Origin of the sequence: Mycolicibacterium lutetiense (assembly GCF_017876775.1) — a bacterium.
GTDB classification, from domain to species: Bacteria; Actinomycetota; Actinomycetes; order Mycobacteriales; family Mycobacteriaceae; genus Mycobacterium; species Mycobacterium lutetiense.
Genome location: NZ_JAGIOP010000002.1, coordinates 2,166,032 through 2,182,643 on the forward strand (window position 1 = coordinate 2,166,032; position 16,612 = coordinate 2,182,643).

Annotated in this window: 12 protein-coding genes; 6 read left to right on the forward strand and 6 right to left on the reverse strand. The window is 67.9% G+C overall.

The window, feature by feature from the left end; translation table 11 throughout:
- Nucleotides 1-9: 9 nt before the first annotated feature.
- From recC to recD, 3 genes are read left to right on the forward strand one after another with little or no spacing between them, the layout of a single operon-like run.
- Nucleotides 10-3,195 (forward strand): exodeoxyribonuclease V subunit gamma, encoded by a 3,186-nt coding sequence (recC, locus tag JOF57_RS19800; protein ID WP_209919239.1) that lies wholly within the window; start codon nucleotides 10-12, stop codon nucleotides 3,193-3,195.
- Nucleotides 3,192-6,446 (forward strand): exodeoxyribonuclease V subunit beta, encoded by a 3,255-nt coding sequence (recB, locus tag JOF57_RS19805; RefSeq protein ID WP_209919241.1) that lies wholly within the window; start codon nucleotides 3,192-3,194, stop codon nucleotides 6,444-6,446. Before recC ends, recB begins: the two co-directional genes overlap by 4 nt.
- Nucleotides 6,446-8,095: an exodeoxyribonuclease V subunit alpha gene (gene recD / locus JOF57_RS19810; RefSeq protein ID WP_209923511.1), complete on the forward strand. Its 1,650-nt coding sequence runs from the start codon at nucleotides 6,446-6,448 to the stop codon at nucleotides 8,093-8,095. Before recB ends, recD begins: the two co-directional genes overlap by 1 nt.
- Here the strand turns inward: recD and JOF57_RS19815 are convergent.
- The 3 genes from JOF57_RS19815 to JOF57_RS19825 form a co-directional block, all read right to left on the reverse strand.
- Nucleotides 8,092-8,241: a hypothetical protein gene (locus JOF57_RS19815; protein ID WP_170309394.1), complete on the reverse strand. Its 150-nt coding sequence runs from the start codon at nucleotides 8,239-8,241 to the stop codon at nucleotides 8,092-8,094. The two genes, recD and JOF57_RS19815, sit on opposite strands and share 4 nt — an antisense overlap.
- 161 nt (nucleotides 8,242-8,402) lie before the next feature.
- A complete protein-coding gene (locus tag JOF57_RS19820; protein WP_209919242.1) occupies nucleotides 8,403-8,819 on the reverse strand; it encodes a hypothetical protein in 417 nt (138 codons plus the stop codon).
- A gap of 75 nt (nucleotides 8,820-8,894) precedes the next feature.
- Nucleotides 8,895-10,613, reverse strand: coding sequence for a dienelactone hydrolase family protein (locus JOF57_RS19825; protein WP_209919244.1), 1,719 nt, complete (start codon nucleotides 10,611-10,613; stop codon nucleotides 8,895-8,897).
- Nucleotides 10,614-10,779: 166 nt separating this feature from the next.
- On the opposite strand from JOF57_RS19825, the gene JOF57_RS19830 reads away from it, so the two are divergent.
- The gene (locus JOF57_RS19830; RefSeq protein ID WP_307870054.1) at nucleotides 10,780-11,385 is read left to right on the forward strand and encodes a TetR family transcriptional regulator; all 606 of its coding nucleotides are present in this window, start codon (nucleotides 10,780-10,782) and stop codon (nucleotides 11,383-11,385) included.
- A gap of 9 nt (nucleotides 11,386-11,394) precedes the next feature.
- Here the strand turns inward: JOF57_RS19830 and JOF57_RS19835 are convergent, their stop codons facing one another.
- Nucleotides 11,395-12,651 (reverse strand): L,D-transpeptidase, encoded by a 1,257-nt coding sequence (locus JOF57_RS19835; protein ID WP_209919245.1) that lies wholly within the window; start codon nucleotides 12,649-12,651, stop codon nucleotides 11,395-11,397.
- A 123-nt stretch (nucleotides 12,652-12,774) separates the two neighbouring features.
- Nucleotides 12,775-13,308, reverse strand: a complete 534-nt coding sequence (locus JOF57_RS19840; RefSeq protein ID WP_163664345.1) for an LOG family protein — start codon at nucleotides 13,306-13,308, stop codon at nucleotides 12,775-12,777.
- 202 nt (nucleotides 13,309-13,510) lie between these two features.
- Between JOF57_RS19840 and JOF57_RS19845 the strand changes: the two genes are divergently transcribed.
- The gene (locus JOF57_RS19845; protein ID WP_209919247.1) at nucleotides 13,511-15,133 is read left to right on the forward strand and encodes a peptide chain release factor 3; all 1,623 of its coding nucleotides are present in this window, start codon (nucleotides 13,511-13,513) and stop codon (nucleotides 15,131-15,133) included.
- Nucleotides 15,134-15,136: 3 nt separating this feature from the next.
- Nucleotides 15,137-15,505, forward strand: coding sequence for a hypothetical protein (locus JOF57_RS19850; RefSeq protein WP_209919248.1), 369 nt, complete (start codon nucleotides 15,137-15,139; stop codon nucleotides 15,503-15,505).
- A 4-nt stretch (nucleotides 15,506-15,509) separates the two neighbouring features.
- Here JOF57_RS19850 and cax read toward each other — a convergent pair whose 3' ends face one another.
- Nucleotides 15,510-16,601 carry a calcium/proton exchanger gene (gene cax, locus JOF57_RS19855; RefSeq protein ID WP_234938187.1) on the reverse strand — a complete coding sequence of 364 codons (1,092 nt, stop codon included), beginning with the start codon at nucleotides 16,599-16,601 and terminating at the stop codon, nucleotides 15,510-15,512.
- Between the last annotated feature and the right edge of the window lie 11 nt (nucleotides 16,602-16,612).

Sequence of the window (16,612 nt, forward strand, 5' to 3'; positions counted from 1 at the left end):
TGTCTGTCGATGGCACTGCACCTGCACCGGGCCGAGCGCACCGATCTGCTCGCCGACGGGCTGGCAGATCTGCTGTCGCACCCGCCGGCTGACCCGTTCGCCCAGGAGTTGGTGCTGGTGCCGGCCAAGGGTGTGGAGCGTTGGCTGAGTCAGCGGCTGTCGAACCGGTTGGGGGTGTGCGCGGCGGTCGAGTTCCGCAACCCGCGTTCGCTGATCGCCGAGTTGACCGGGACCGCCGAGGACGATCCGTGGTCGGCCGACGCGATGGCCTGGCCGCTGCTGGCGGTCATCGACGACAACCTGGATCAGCCGTGGTGTGCGCCGGTGGCCACCCATCTCGGTCACTTCGAGACCGGTGACGAGTATGAGCTGCGTCAGGGCCGACGCTATGCGGTGGCCCGACGGTTGGCCGGACTGTTCGCCTCGTATGCGCGGCAGCGCCCGCAACTGCTGATCGATTGGGCGGAGCTGCCCGAGGACCTGTCCTGGCAGGCTCCGTTGTGGCAGGCACTGCTCGAGCGGATCGACGCCGATCCCCCGCACCTGCGGCACGCGAAAACCCTTGCCCGGCTGATGGAATCGCCCAGTGATCTGCCCGAGCGGCTGTCGTTGTTCGGGCACACCCGGTTACCGGCCACCGAGATCGAACTGCTCACCGCGCTGGCCACCCATCACGATCTGCACCTGTGGCTGCCGCACCCCAGCGATGGCCTGTGGCAGTCACTGGCCGCGCACACCGGCGCGCTCCCCCGTCGCGAGGACAACAGTCACCGCGTGGTGGGCCACCCGCTGCTGGCCACCCTCGGCCGCGATCTGCGGGAGCTGCAGCGCGGGCTGCCGATTCCGGACACCGACGAATATCTCAGTGGCACAGGCTATCCCGATACAGTCCTGGGCTGGCTGCAGTCGGATATTGCGGCCAACGCGGTGCGGCCGACCGGGCGGGTGCCGCGGCGGGAGGACCGCTCGGTGCAGGTGCACAGCTGCCACGGCCCGGCCCGTCAGATCGAGGTGCTGCGTGAGGTGCTCCTAGGCCTGCTCGCCGACGATCCGACACTGGAGCCCCGCGACATCCTGGTGATGTGCCCCGATATCGAGACCTACGCACCGTTGATCACGGCCGGGTTCGGGCTGGGCGATGTGGTACGCGGCGCGCATCCGGCGCACCGGCTGCGGGTGCGGCTGGCCGATCGTGCCCTGGTACAGACGAATCCGCTGCTGTCGGTGGCCGCGTCGGTGCTGGCTTTGGCCGGCGGGCGGGCCACCGCGAGCGAGGTGCTCAACCTGGCCGAGTCCGATCCGGTGCGGGCCCAGTTCGGGTTCACCGACGATGATCTGGAGGCCATCACCGCCTGGGTACGTGAGGCCAACATCCGGTGGGGTTTCGACCAGGAGCACCGCGGCCCGTACGGCGTCGAGTTCCTACACAACACCTGGCGTTTCGGCATCGACCGGGTGTTGGCCGGGGTGGCGATGTCCGATGACTCGCACGCCTGGCTGGGCACCACGCTGCCGCTCGATGACGTCAGCAGTAACCGGGTCGAGCTGGCCGGCCGGTTCGCCGACTTCGTGGAGACGCTCAGCCACACGGTCCGTCAGCTCAGCGGTGTCCGACCGTTGCACGAGTGGCTATCGGCGCTGAGCACCGGGATCGAGGCGCTGGCCTGTTCCGACGAGGAGTGGCCTGCGGCCCAGGTGCAGCGCGAGTTCGCGGACATCACCGACGCCGCAGGTGCGGCAGCAACACCGCTGCGGCTCAGTGATGTTCGGGCGCTGCTGGATCGGCATCTGGCGGGTCGTCCGACGCGCGCCAACTTCCGTACCGGAACCCTGACGGTGTGCACCATGGTGCCGATGCGCTCGGTTCCGCACCGGGTGGTGTGCCTGGTCGGACTGGACGACGGTGTGTTTCCGCGACTGGGGGCCGTCGACGGCGACGACGTGCTGGCCCGCGATCCCCGCACCGGTGAGCGCGACATCCGCTCGGAGGACCGCCAGTTGCTGCTCGACGCGATCAGCGCGGCCACGCAGACGCTCGTGGTCACCTATACCGGCGCCAACGAGTACTCCGGTCAGGCCCGGCCGCCGGCGGTGCCGCTGGCCGAGCTGCTCGACACCCTCAGGGTCACCGCCGAGCAACCCCCGGCCGTTGTCACCACACACCCGTTGCAGCCCTTCGACATTCGCAACGTCACGCCCGGCGCTTTGCTACCCGACGGGCCGTTCACCTTCGACCCCACCGTGCTCACCGCGGCACAGGCCAGCGCCGGGCAGCGGGCGAGCCGGCCGCCGTTCTTCGCGCATCAGCTGCCGGCCCTTCCCACTGGTGACGTCGCGTTGGAGGATCTCGTCACCTTCTTCAGGGATCCGGTGAAGGGCTTCTTCCGGGCGCTGGACTACACGCTGCCCTGGGATGTGGACGGGGTGTCGGATGTGATGCCGGTCGATATCGATGCCCTGGAGGAATGGACTGTCGGCGATCGGATGCTCGGCGACATCATGCGGGGCATGACCCCGGCCGACGCCCAGCAGGCCGAGTGGCGGCGCGGCACCCTGCCGCCGGGACAGTTGGGCTGGCGCCGCGCGATCGCGCTGCGCGATCGGTGCGCACTGCTGGCCACCGAGGCGCTGCGGTACCGGGACGCCGACCCGCAGGCCTTTGACGTCGATATCCAGCTGGGCGGCGGGCGGCGGATCACCGGGACGGTCTCGCCGGTGTTCGGTGACCGGCTGGTGTCGGTGACCTACTCCAAGCTCGGCGGCAAGCACCTCCTGCAGTCCTGGATTCCGTTGTTGGCGTTGGCTGCCGGGCATTCCGGCCGGGACTGGTCGGCGGTGTGCATCGGGCGGCCCCGGCGCGGCGACACCCCGCTCATCGAAACGTTGGACAGCCCGGACGATCCGGTCGCGCTACTCGGCGATCTGGTGGCCATCTATGACGCGGGCCGCCGGGAGCCACTGCCGCTGCCCGTCAAGACCTCCTATGCGTGGGCGGCAGCGCGCCATGCCGGTGACGACCCGGAGCGCGAGGCCTCCTACCGATGGCGCAGTGGAAGATTCCCCGGCGAGGATGAGGCGCCGGCCCATGTGCGGGCGTGGGGCCGCAGTGCACCGTTGAGCCGGCTGGTCGGGCTGGTCGAGTACGCCGAGCGGTTGTGGCTGCCCGTCCTGCAGGCCGAAAGGTCGCGCCGGTGAACGTCTTCGATCTGCTCGGCCCGTTGCCGAAGGCCAACAGCACCACGGTGTTGGAGGCCAGCGCGGGCACCGGCAAGACCTTTGCGCTGGCCGGTCTGGTGACCCGCCTGGTGGCCGAGGGCTCGGCGACGCTGGATCAGATGCTGCTCATCACGTTCGGCCGGGCTGCCAGTCAGGAGTTGCGGGAGCGGGTGCGGGCCCAGATCGTCGGTGCGCTGGCGGCGTTGGAGGACCCGGCTCGCGCCGACAACGATCTACTGCGGTATCTGATCGCCGAGGACCAGCAGGCCCGCGGGCAGCGGCTGCGCGACGCCCTGGCCGGTTTCGACGCGGCAACGATCGCCACCACACATCAGTTCTGCCAGATCGTCCTGAAATCCCTTGGCGTGGCCGGAGACAGCGATTCGGGTGTGACGCTGGTCGAGAGTCTGGACGAGTTGGTCTGCGAGATCGTGGACGATCTCTATCTCGCCCACTTCGGCGCTCTGCGGGAAACCCCGGAGCTGGGGTATGCCGAGGCGCTGAAACTGGCCCGGGTGGTGGTGGCCAATCCGGCGACCGAGCTGCGCCCGCTGGACCCTGAACCGGAGTCCCCGGCGGGGATTCGGGTGGCGTTCGCGCGGGCGGTGCTGGCGGAGTTGGAGATTCGCAAGCGGCGGCGCGGCGTGCTGGGCTATGACGATCTGCTGACCCGGCTGGCCGGCGCCTTGACTGCCGAGAATTCCGCGGCAGGGGTACGGATGGCGCAGCGCTGGCCGATCGTGATGGTCGACGAGTTCCAGGACACCGACCCGGTGCAGTGGCAGGTGATCGAGCGGGCGTTCTCCGGGCATTCCACGCTGATCCTCATCGGTGATCCCAAGCAGGCGATCTACGCATTCCGCGGCGGCGACATCGATACCTATCTGCGGGCCGCGGCGACCGCCGGAGACAAGCAGACGCTGGGCACCAACTGGCGTAGCGACAGTGTGCTGGTCGAGCGGTTGCAGGCGGTGCTGCGCGGTGCCGAACTCGGGGGCCCCGACATTGTGGTGCACGACGTGCAGGCACACCATCAGGGTCATCGGCTGGCCGGGGCGCCCTACAACGATCCCTTCCGGCTGCGGGTGGTGCCGCGGAACCGCACCGGCACCAAGGTGATTCCGATCGCCGATCTGCGCCACCACATCGGTCGGGATCTGGCCGCCGACATCGGGGCATTGTTGGCCAGCGGCGCCACCTATGCCGACCGGCAGCTGCAAGCGGGCGATATCGCGGTGATCGTCGAGACCCACAAGGACGCCGGGGCCTGCCATACCGCGCTGCTCGACGCCGGTATCCCCGCGGTCTACACCGGGGATTCGGATGTGTTCAATTCCGATGCGGCCGGGGACTGGCTGTATCTGTTGGAGGCCTTCGATCAGCCGCACCGCACCGGGCTGGTGCGTGCCGCGGCGGCCACGATGTTCTTCGGGGAGACCGCGGAAACTCTTGCCGCGGGCGGTGATGCGTTGACCGACCGGGTCGCCGACACGCTGCGCACCTGGGCCGGTCATGCCCGGGATCGGGGTGTGGCGGCGATATTCGAGGCTGCGCAGCTGGCCGGGATGAGCAGGCGGGTGCTGTCGTGGCAGGGTGGCGAGCGGTTGATGACCGATCTGGCGCAGGTGACCCAGCTCCTGGGCGACACCTCGCACCGGGAGGGCTTCGGGCTGGCCGCCCTGCGGGATTGGCTGCGCACCCAGCGGTCTGAGGGCCGGGGTTCGTCCGAACGCAACCGTCGCCTCGACAGCGACGCGGCCGCGGTGCAGATCATGACGGTGTGGGTGAGCAAGGGACTGCAGTTCCCGATCGTGTATCTGCCGTTCGCGTTCAATCGGTATGTGCCGGAGCCGGATCTGGTGTTGTTCCACGACGAGGGGGTGCGCTGCCTGCAGATCGGTGGCCCCGATCCGGCGGTTACCCGCGCCGGGCGGGCCGAGGCCGCCGCCGATGACAGCCGCCTGACCTATGTGGCGATGACCCGGGCCCAGTCGCAGGTGGTGGCGTGGTGGGCGCCGTCCAACGACGAGCCGAACGGCGGCCTGTCGCGCCTGTTGCGGGGCCGTGCGCCCGGGCAGTCCGTGGTGCCCGACCGTTGTGCACCGGCCCGGGTCTCCGATGACGATGCGCTGGCCCGGCTGCGGGCCTGGGAGGCCGCGGGTGGTCCGCTGCTGGAGGAGTCGGTGATCGGTGCGGTCATGCCGGTGCCGGCTCAGGCGATACCGGATGATCTGGCGGCACGGCATTTTCATCGCTCCATCGACACCGCGTGGCGGCGCACGTCGTATTCGGGGCTGCTGCGGGCGGCCGAAGACGCCGGGAATTCCGGGGTGTCCAGCGAGCCCGAGGTCGCCGAGCTCGACGACGAGTCGACCGACATCGCCGTCGTCGCCCCCGCCCAGGGTGCCGACGTGCCCTCCCCGATGGCGTCGCTGCCGACCGGGGCCGCGTTCGGATCGCTTGTGCACGCGGTGCTGGAGACCGCCGACCCGCTGGCCGCGGATCTGACATCCGAACTGCTGGCCGAGGTCCGCCGCCACGCGGCCCGCTGGCCCGTCGAGATCGAGGCCGACGAACTCGCCGCCGCGCTGGTGCCGATGCACGACACTCCGTTGGGCCCATTGGCCCCCGGCATGACGCTGCGCCAGATCGGGTTGGCGGACCGGTTGTGCGAGTTGGACTTCGAGTTCCCAATGGCCGGCGGCGATCTGCGCGGCGGTGAGTACGCCCGGTTGGCCGAGATCGGGGCCCTGCTCGACGAGCATCTCCCTGCCGACGATCCGATGGCCGTCTATGCCGAGCGGTTGTCGACCGGACTGCTGGGCCATCAGCCGCTGCGCGGCTACCTGTCCGGTTCGGTGGATGTGGTGCTGCGGATCGGGCAACGCTTCGTGATCGTCGACTACAAGACCAACTGGCTGGGCAACGGCGACGCGCCGCTCACCGCGGCCGATTACGGGCGTGGCCGGATGGCGGAAGCCATGCTGCACTCGGACTATCCGTTGCAGGCGTTGTTGTACAGCGTTGTGTTGCACCGGTTCCTGAGCTGGCGGCTGCCGGACTACGATCCGGGCACACATCTGGGCGGGGCGATGTACCTGTTCGTGCGCGGGATGTGCGGGCCGCAGACGCCCGTCGTCGACGGACACCCGGCCGGCGTGTTCGGCTGGGAGCCGCCCGCCGCACTGGTTGTCGCGATGTCGGAGCTACTGGATCAGGGGGCCCGGTGATGTTGGATGCGTTCGCCGAGATCCTCGAGCCTGCCGATGTGCAGGTGGCCCAACGGTTGTGCACGCTCGCGGAAGACACTGACCCGTCCGTCGAACTCGCTCTGGCCCTGGCGGTGCGGGCGCTGCGCGGCGGCTCGGTGTGTGTGGACCTGCGCTCGGTGGCCGAGCAGGCCCAGCGCCCCGAGCTGCCCTGGCCGCCGGTCGACGAGTGGCTGGCGGCCGTAACGGCCAGCCCGCTGTTCGGCACGCCTGCGGTGCTGCGGCTGTTCGGGGATCTGCTGTACCTCGACCGGTACTGGTTGGAGGAGCAGCAGGTGTGCGACGACGTGCTGGCCCTGGTGGGCGCCCAGCTGGGCGGCGTGGTTCCCGATGTGGCGCGGCTGTTCCCACCGGGTTTCGAGGAGCAGCGGGCGGCGGCGAAGGTGGCGTTGTCGCAGGGACTGACGGTGCTGACCGGTGGGCCGGGCACCGGTAAGACGACCACGGTGGCTCGGTTGTTGGCGCTTTTGGCCGAGCAGGCCGCGCTGGCCGGCCGGCCGGCGCTGCGGATCGCGCTGGCCGCGCCGACGGGCAAGGCCGCGGCCCGGCTGCAGGAGACCGTGCAGCTTGAGGTGAACCGGCTCGATGACGTGGACCGTGAGCGGATCTCCGGGCTGCAGGCAACCACATTGCACCGGCTGTTGGGGTCGCGTCCGGACACGTCGTCGCGGTTTCGTCATCACCGGGCAAATCGGTTGCCGCACGATGTGATCGTCGTCGACGAGACGTCGATGGTGTCGTTGACCATGATGGCCCGATTGTTGGAGGCGGTGCGTCCGCAGACCCGGCTACTACTGGTGGGCGATCCCGATCAGCTGGCGTCGGTGGAGGCCGGGGCGGTGTTGGCCGATCTGGTCGAGGGGTTGGGGTCGCGTGGGGTGGCGGCGCTGCAAACCTCGCACCGGTTCGGTGAGTCGATCGGCGCGCTGGCGTCAGCAATTCGGTCCGGGGACGCCTCGGGCGCGGTCGAGGTACTGGCGGCCGGCAGTGAGCATGTCGAGTGGGTGTCCACCGACGCAGGCGAGCGGCTGCGGGAAGTACTTGTGCCCCATGCCCTTGCGCTGCGCCAGGCGGCGATTCTCGGGGATGCAAGCACGGCGCTGGCCATCCTCGACGAGCACCGGTTGTTGTGCGCGCATCGGCGCGGTCCGTTCGGTGTCGCGCAGTGGAACCGTCAGGTGCAGCGGTGGCTGGCCGAGGCGACCGGGGAGCCCACGTGGGCATTGTGGTACCCAGGACGGCCAATCCTGGTGACGGCCAACGATTATGGGCTCAAGCTCTACAACGGCGATACCGGCGTCACCGTGGCCACACCGGACGGGCTGCGCGCCACCGTGGGTGGGTCGGGAACGTTTGCGACGGGCCGGCTCACCGAGGTGGAGACCATGCACGCCATGACGATCCACAAGTCCCAGGGCAGCCAGGCCGACGAGGTGACCGTGCTGCTACCGCCGGAAGACTCCCGATTGTTGACGAGGGAGTTGTTCTACACCGCAGTCACCCGGGCTAAGACGCGGGTGCGGGTCGTGGGTTCCGAAGCGGAAATCCGCGCGGCCATCGCCCGGCAGGCAGTCCGAGCGACCGGCCTGCGAAAGCGGCTGAAGCTCTAAACGGCCCGTCCGGCGAAAAATGCGCCGGAAACGAGACCGATCACGAGCGCCAGGGTAGGTAACCCCATCACTACGGCCGTAACAACGCCGGCGACCGCGCCGATGCCGAGCACCAGCAGAAGTACACCCACAAATGCACTGAGCATTGCACGCCCCTTTCGTATGACAGCGATCACAATGTACATCGTCCGTGGGCTGAATCACACATAGATGCCGCACCAATTCGGTTAACGATTTCGCGGCAAAATGTATAGCTGAGCTTGGTATATGCCTTGTTCAGCGCGTCCCAGCGAACTCCGGTGCGGACCTACCCGGCGCCCGAGACGCACAGCGCCCAGAACACCAGCGCGTTGACGGCGATAAGGCTCAGCAACGAGATCGCGAACGCCCGCCCCCACCGGCGCCTGGGTGCGGCGAACGGCAACACCACGGCGCAGAAGAGACTGAGCGGCACTGAGGTGATGACACCGAAGACGATCCCGTAGCCGTGCGGATCGGTGGCCGGGTTCGTGTCGAAGGCCGAACTCAGCATCACGTAGACGATCAGCGCCCAGAACGCCATGGCACCGCAGCCGATGACCGCAGCGACGCACCGGATGGCCAGCACGAGTTGGTAGTGCCGATCCGTGGGGGGTGGCGGGAGGTAGGCGTGGGGCGGGTACGCCTGGGGCCCGTACCGGTCGACCCACTCGTGCGGGTAGTCCTCTGGTGGTGACTCCCCCACAGCACCCCCCCCCGGTTCGACGTCTTCACCAGGATAAAGGCGGAACCCCGGGGCTGCAGGCACCGATTTCTGCCGTCAGACAGTCACCGGTACCGACTGTCCGGCCAGCGGTTCGTACACCGCGTACTGGAACAGGGCATCCAGGATCGGCCCCACCAGCCCGTCCCACGGAGTCGCCTGCACCGGCTCGGTCGAGGTGAAGGGCAGCACCACCGCGGTGGCGGTACCCGACGGGGTGGGAACCTCGATGCTCTCCTGCGGTGCGCCGTAGACGCCGTCGTCGGTGCCGCGGTACATGTCGTTGATCCACCCGGCCGCAATCGTTTTGACCGCATCGACATTCTGCGGCTGCGAGAAGCCGGCGACGAGGTACTCGGCGAATTGCAGGATGACGTTGCCACCCTGAAGTCCGTCGATGTGCCGCCCACCGACCAGCATCACGCCGTTGAACCCGCCTGGCCGCGCGGCCTGCAGTTCCTGGCCCACCGTCCCGTTGCGGTTCCACACGTACGGATCGGATGAAATGAGCAGCACGGGGCGGTAATTGGGTCCGCTGAGTTGGTCGAAGGCGTCGGGCATGTCGTTGTGGGTATCCACCGCGTCGAACAGGACCACCCCGGCGAGGTCCTCGACCGCGCCGTTGTCGACCATGCGTCCGGCGGCACCGGTAACCAGCATTCCGCCCAGGGAATGACCGACGAGAACGAACGTGGACGGCAGGGTGACGGGGTGACCGGCTGCCGCACTGGCGCTCGCGGTCAGTTCTGGCCGGTCATCGGCGAACAGGTCGGCCACCGACTGCTGCATCGGTTCGCCGCCGATCCATTCGCCGTTCGGGTCGAACAGGTTTGACGAGAGGGACGGGACGACGACGATGCTGTTCGTGTTCTCGGCCAGGTAGGCCGCGGTGTAGCTGTACATCGGGCCGGTGGCCATGAATCCGTGCTGCAGGTAGATCACGCCGGTGGCGGAGTCCGGGTCTTCGGGAAAGTACCAGTCGGCGCGCACAGTCTGGTTGGTGCCCGGTATGTCCAATGTCGAGGTGCGGACGGTGACGTTACTGCCGGGCGGGAGCACCGGCGGTCCCGAAAACACCTGCAGCGCAGTGCCGATAACGTTGAACACCAGCGAGCCGACGATGTTGACCACCGGTACCGACCGCGGTGCGGTGATCGGGGTGGCCATGGCGGCGACGGGCTTCACGATCTGGCGGCCCCGGGCCGGGACCGGGCTCGTGACCCGGTCGAGGACCGCGTCGACGCCGGCGGGCGGCGCCTTCACCTCGACCGGGTGGGTGATGACATCGATCGCGTCCGCGATGTCCGGTACCACCTTCTCCGCCACGGTGGCGTCGGCGACCTCGGGCAGCTCCGGCACGTCCCGCTTCGTGGCGACCTTGGTGCGCGGAAGTGATTGTGCGGAACGGAGGTTCGCCGCACGATCGGCCAGGTCGGTCAGGGCGGTCCGCGTGCGGGTGGTGAGGTTGTCGACCAGGCCACGCACGTCGGAACGCGGTGGCAGGGACTTCGGCGCGGATAGCCGCGGGCGTTGATGCACCGGTGTGTCGCCCTCCCGGCGCGGCTTCTCCTTGTGCGGGCCGAGCCGGGAGGCGGGGCCGCGTTGTTTCGTCGATGCTCCGGAGTCGTTGGCGGACTGGGTGGTTGACTTTTCGTGACCGGGATCGGCGTGGGCCGTAGCGGCCGTTCCCGCGATCAATCCCATCCAGAGGGCGATCACCAGCACGCCCCATCCGATCGCCGCCACTGCATGACTTGTTCGCCCCCGTGTGGTCACGCAGGCACGCTAACCGCCGTCGTCGGACTTCCGCAGGAAAATAGAACAAATAGCTGAAAATGTTTCTTTATTGTTCGGCGGGACCGTCCGGCATACTGAAACCCCACCCGCCGCCGAGCAGGACAGTCGATTGCCAGCACCAGAACGTCGCCCCCGGGGCCGACCCGTGGGTGGTGGCAACACCGCCGAGCAGGCGCGCGAGGTGTTGATGGATGCCGCCGAGTATCTGTTCGTCACCCGCGGCTACCGGGCGTCGACGATGGAGGTCATCGCCCACGAGGCGGGTTATTCCCGCACGGCGATCTACCGCCAGTTCACCAACCGCGACGATTTGATCGCGGCCATGGTGCAGCGCACCACCCAGCGGCATATGGGGTCGATCCTGCCGCGGATACCCGAGGGTGCCGGGCCCATCGCGCTGCTGGTCGAGAGTCTGGTGATCGTCGCGACCGAACTGGTGTCGGATCCGCTGCTCAACACGATCGCCGATCAGACGCCCGAGGGCACGATCGCCTCGTTGATCGCTGGGGACTCTGATCTGACCGAACTGGTGACGACCACCATCGAAGGCATCATCGCCGAGGACGCCGGTCAGTTCCGTTCCGGGCTGGACCCACACGACCTCGCCCAGTTCATCATCGCGACCGCGCTGGGCTTCCTGGTGAGGGCCGTCCCCGGCATCACCGAGCCCGACGCGGCCCGACGCTACATCGAGACGTTCGTCCTGCCTGCCATCGTGAAGAAACCCCCGCCGCCATGTCGGGTGTTCTAGTGACGAGGCTCAGTGCAGGGCGCTGCCCTTGGCCCATTCGGCCCAGGGCATCGACCAGTCGCCGTTGTTGACCGGCTTGAGCGGGTCACCGCCGGTGTTGCGGATCTCGACGATGTCGCCGGGCACCGAGAAGTTGTAGAACCATTCGGCGTTCTCGCCGCTGAGGTTCAGGCAGCCGTGGCTGACGTTCTCCTTGCCCTGCGCCCAGATCGTCGAGTTGAGCTGATGCAGATAGATGCCGTCGATGCTGATGCGCGTGGCCCACGGAATGGTCGTCTTGTAGCCGAGCCGCGAATTGACGGGCAGACCGTAGGTCGACGAGTCCATGATCACCGGGTTGGCCTTGTCCATCACGGTGTAGACGCCGCGGGGAGTCCAGAAACTCATCGTGGTGCCGCCGACCGTCTCGGTGCCGCCCATGCCCATCGAGGTCGGCATGGTCCGCACCAGCTTGCCGTTGTCGTAGACCCTGACCTGCTTGTCGGTGTCGTCGGCGACGGTGACGTGGGAGGCCCCGATGTTGAACGAGACCTTCTCATCCTGCGCGCCGTAGAGATCGTCGCCGAGTTTGGCGCCGTAGATGCCGGCATCGACGGTGACCTTGGTGCCCGGTGCGTAGTACTTCTCCGGGCGCCAGTGCGCGGTCTGGTCGTCGATCCAGTTCCACGAGCCGACAGCCTTGGGCTCGGTGGTGACCTTCATCCGCTTCTCGGCGGTGGCCTTGTCGGTGATCGGTTCATCGAATCGCGCGACGATGACCGTGCCGACGCCGTAGGTGGCGCCGTCCTGCAGCGAGGCGTAGTTCGTGCCGTTGAGGTAGACCCGGGCCTGGTAGCCGGGGGTCACAGTGGAGAACGTGGTGGCTTTCCGGGTCGGCATGCCGCCGGGGCCGCGCGCGTCGACCTTCAGCGTGTAGCTGCGGCCATAACCGAGCGCGGTGGTCGGCTTCCAGGTCTTGGAGTCGGGAGTGAGGATGCCGGGGATCTCTTTGCCGGCGTCGTTGACCATCGTCACGCGCGCGACGGTGCCGGTGTCGGCGGTGACCAAGACCCGGGCCAGCGGGTCGACCTCGGCGTCGGGCTTGGGGGTGATGGTGAGCTTGGCCGGTTCGGTGGGTGAGGGCTGCGGGGCACCCTGGGGTGCCGCGGCCAACGTCTGGCAGTGCTCCGCGCAGTCCGGCAGGGCCGAGACAACAACGCCACCCGACACGGCCAGCACGGCAAGTGCGACCGCCAGATAGGCACGACGAACAGACGTCAACATCACTCCAATGTGGTTCGGCGAGGGCCATATTGATCAGGGGGTGATCAGTGTCTCAATGGTAGCCGGGCCACTTCGTCGTCGACGCAACGCCTCAGGTATGTGGGCGAGTCGTGGCGGTGTCGTTGCTCAGCTGACGGCACGCTCGAGGTACGCCAACGCCGCGGCGGGTTCCTCGGCGACGAACACCAGGTCATCCAGCGGCACTGGCAGGAACCCGTCCTGCTCCATCCGGCGCAACTGGATCACCAGGCCGTCATAGAAGCCGGCGGTGTTCAGCAGCACGACAGGCTTGTCGTGGCGCCGGTGCTTGCGCAGTTCCAGGATCTCGGTGGCCTCATCGAGTGTGCCGAGCCCGCCGGCCATCACTACGAGCGCGTCGGAGCGCTCCAGCAGCAGCGCCTTACGCTCGGAGAGATCGCCGGTGATCACCATCTCGTCGGCTCCTGCCCGGGCCTGCTGTCGCAGGAACTCGACCGAGATCCCGACCAACCGGCCGCCGGCGGCCTGCACTCCGTCGGCCACGACCTTCATCAAGCCCTTGTTGGACCCGCCCCAGACGAGCGTGTGGCCTCCCTTGCCGAGGAGTTCGGCGAAGGTGCGCGCTGGTTCGGTGTACCGCTCATCGAGGTCGGCGGCGGACAGGAAGACACAGATGTTCATCACGAACGATGATGCCCGCTTGGTTGTCCGTCGTTTCAGATGTTGGCCACATGCGTCACATCAGCACCGGAGAGGGGACCAATAGTCGATTCGGAAATGGAGTACTACCGGCGATACTGCATTTCCTCACCCCACAGTCCCTGCCCGCGTACGTCGCCGATTACGGGTTTGCACCCAAACCGCCATACCATCGCTAGTCGAGATGACCGAAAACGCCCTGGCCCCCCAAGCCTCCAACACCGCCCAAGCTGCCAAGATCGCCGCCGAGGGGGCCCGTCGCCGCACCTTCGCCGTCATCAGCCACCCCGACGCCGGTAAGTCCACGCTCACCGAGGCGCTGGCGTTGCATGCCCGGGTGATCACCGAGGCCGGCGCGATCCACGGCAAGGCGGGCCGGCGCTCCACGGTGTCGGACTGGATGGACATGGAGAAGGCCCGCGGCATCTCGATCACGTCGACGGCGCTGCAGTTCCCGTACCGCGACTGCGTCATCAACCTGCTCGACACCCCCGGGCACGCCGATTTCTCCGAGGACACCTACCGGGTGCTGACGGCCGTGGACTGCGCGGTGATGCTCATCGACGCCGCGAAGGGCCTCGAGCCGCAGACCCTGAAGCTGTTCCAGGTGTGTAAGCACCGGGGCATCCCGATCATCACGGTGATCAACAAGTGGGACCGCCCGGGCCGGCACGCACTGGAGTTGATGGATGAGATCCACGAGCGGATCGGGCTGCGCACCACTCCCCTGACCTGGCCGGTCGGTATCGCCGGTGACTTCAAGGGGGTGATGGACCGTCGGGCCGAGAAGTTCATCCGGTTCACCCGCACCGCGGGTGGGGCCACCGCGGCCCCCGAGGAGCACATCGCCGCCGCCGACGCCCACGCCGCCGCCGGCGATGACTGGGACACCGCGGTCGAGGAATCCGAGCTGCTGTCGATCGACGGGTCCGACTACGACCGTGAGACCTTCCTGTCCGGCGAGTCCTCGCCGGTGCTGTTCACCTCCGCCGCGTTGAACTTCGGTGTCAACCAGCTGCTCGACATCCTGGTCGAGTTGGCCCCGGCACCGAGCGGATCACTGGGCGTCGACGGGGTTCACCGCGCGGTGGACTCGCCGTTCAGCGCGTTCGTGTTCAAGGTGCAGGCCGGTATGGACAGCTCGCACCGCGATCGCATCGCCTACGCGCGCGTCGTCTCGGGGACCTTCGAACGCGGTGACGTGCTCACCCACGCTGCCAGCGGCAAGCCGTTCGTCACCAAGTACGCGCAGTCGGTGTTCGGCCAGCAGCGCTCGACGTTGGATGACGCGTGGCCCGGCGACGTGATCGGGTTGGCCAACGCCGCGGCGCTGCGCCCCGGCGACACGCTGTACCGCGACGTCCCGGTGGCATACCCGCCGATCCCGAGCTTCTCGCCCGAGCACTTCGCGGTGGCCCGCGGCACCGACCCGAGCAAGCACAAGCAGTTCCGGAAGGGCATCGAGCAGCTCGAGCAGGAAGGCGTCGTGCAGGTCCTGCGCTCGGACAAGCGCGGCGAGCAGGCGCCGGTGTTCGCCGCCGTCGGGCCGATGCAGTTCGAGGTGGCCGCACACCGGATGGCCACCGAACTCAGCGCGCCGATCGCGCTGGAGAACCTGCCATACCAGGTCGCGCGGGTTGTTTCGCCCGAAGACGCGGACTTCGTGAATCGTCAGGTGTCGGCCGAGGTGTTGACCCGCAGCGACGGCGTCATGCTCGTGCTGTTCTCCACGCCGTGGCGGCTGGAGGGTTTCCAGCGCGACAACCCCGACATCAAGCTGACGTCTCTGGTGGCTGCGGAGGGCTGATCGGTGACGGACCCGGAACCACCTGCCCGAACCCGCAACAGCGGGAAGCACTGGGCGTGGTTCACCGGGCTGCTCGGTGGCATGGGCATTTTGGGGGTTACGGTCGCCGCCGCGCTCGTGTTGCCGCTCGCCATGGCGACCGCCGGCTGTCATGACGGAAGCACCGACAAGGTGTGTCAACTGTCCGTAACCGGTGAGAACATGCTCGTCTGGATTCCGTGGATGTGCGTGGCGGTAGGTGGCGGAGCAGCGTTGGCCGGCGCGGCATTCGCCGAACGGCGGAAGTGGACGCCGCTGATCGGCATCCCCGTCGGCGTCCTCGGGTACTTCGCGACGATCCCCATCGGCTACTGGCTGGCGTTCGCGGTCTGACCCGTCAGCCCCACCAGAACGAGGCGGCGATGATGCAGTACAACGCGATCAGCGCCGCGCCTTCCAACCAGGTGGATTCCCCGTCGAACGCGATGATCGCGGCCAGGATGACGGCGACGAGTAGCGCCACGATCAGCATCGGCCCGAACACCAGGGTCAGCGACGCGAGCCCGAAGATCTGACTCACCAACACCAGCACCGGGGCCAACACCAGGGCGATCTGGATCGGGCTGTTGAGGATGATCGAGAAGGCGTACTCGGACTGGTTTTTGGCGGCCAGTTGCACACCGACGACGTTTTCCACCGCGTTGCCGGCAATCGCCACGATCACCAGGCCGGCGAACGCCTGCGAGATGTGCAGCGAGTCCATCGCCGGTTCCAGCGCGGCGACGAACCAGTCCGATACGAATGCCGCGGACGCCCCGGCGATGGCCAGCATGCCGATCGCCACCCCGACCGGCCAGCGCGGCGCCTCCTTGTGTGGCTGCGGTACCGGGTCGCTGGTCGTTGCCTTGTCCCTGTCGCGGCTCAGCGAGTACGGCAGCGACAACCCGAACAGCACCAGCAGGACCACCGACACGATCATCGAGAAGGACACCTCGTGCTCGGAGGCCGGTGCATGCACCTCGTGTGCGATCGACGGAATCGCCATCGCGGTCACTGACAGCACCATCAGCACCAGGATGGTCCGGACCTGCGCGGAACCGAGCTTCTGCGGGCCGTGCTTCAGCCCGCCGACCAGGAATGCCAAGCCCAGCACGAGCAGCAGATTGGCGAGGATGGAGCCGATCAGCGCGGCCCGCACCACGTCCACCAGTCCGGCCTTGAGCGCGAAAATGCAGATGAACAGTTCCGGCAGATTGCCCAGTGCCGACTGCAGTACCCCGGTGGCGCCGGGACCGAACCGGTCGCCGAGCTGGTCGACGGCCAGGCCGACGAGCGATGCCAGCACACCCACCGCCAGCGCGCTGACGCCGAACGCGACAAGGTGCGGCCAGCCGCCGTAATGGGACAGCCCGGCCAGCACGCAGATGGCCAGGCCACCGAAGATCAACAGCTTGTCGGATCGGATGAACACCGCCGTCATGCGCGTCATCTTTTCACGTC

Bases quoted from the DNA above. Each gene is read 5' to 3' on its own strand.
- recC (WP_209919239.1), top strand. From the start codon at position 10: ATGGCACTGCACCTGCACCGGGCCGAGCGCACCGATCTGCTCGCCGAC.
- recD (WP_209923511.1), top strand. From the start codon at position 6,446: ATGTTGGATGCGTTCGCCGAGATCCTCGAGCCTGCCGATGTGCAGGTG.
- JOF57_RS19815 (WP_170309394.1), bottom strand. From the start codon at position 8,241: ATGCTCAGTGCATTTGTGGGTGTACTTCTGCTGGTGCTCGGCATCGGC.
- JOF57_RS19840 (WP_163664345.1), bottom strand. From the start codon at position 13,308: ATGAACATCTGTGTCTTCCTGTCCGCCGCCGACCTCGATGAGCGGTAC.
- JOF57_RS19845 (WP_209919247.1), top strand. From the start codon at position 13,511: ATGACCGAAAACGCCCTGGCCCCCCAAGCCTCCAACACCGCCCAAGCT.
- cax (WP_234938187.1), bottom strand. From the start codon at position 16,601: ATGACGCGCATGACGGCGGTGTTCATCCGATCCGACAAGCTGTTGATC.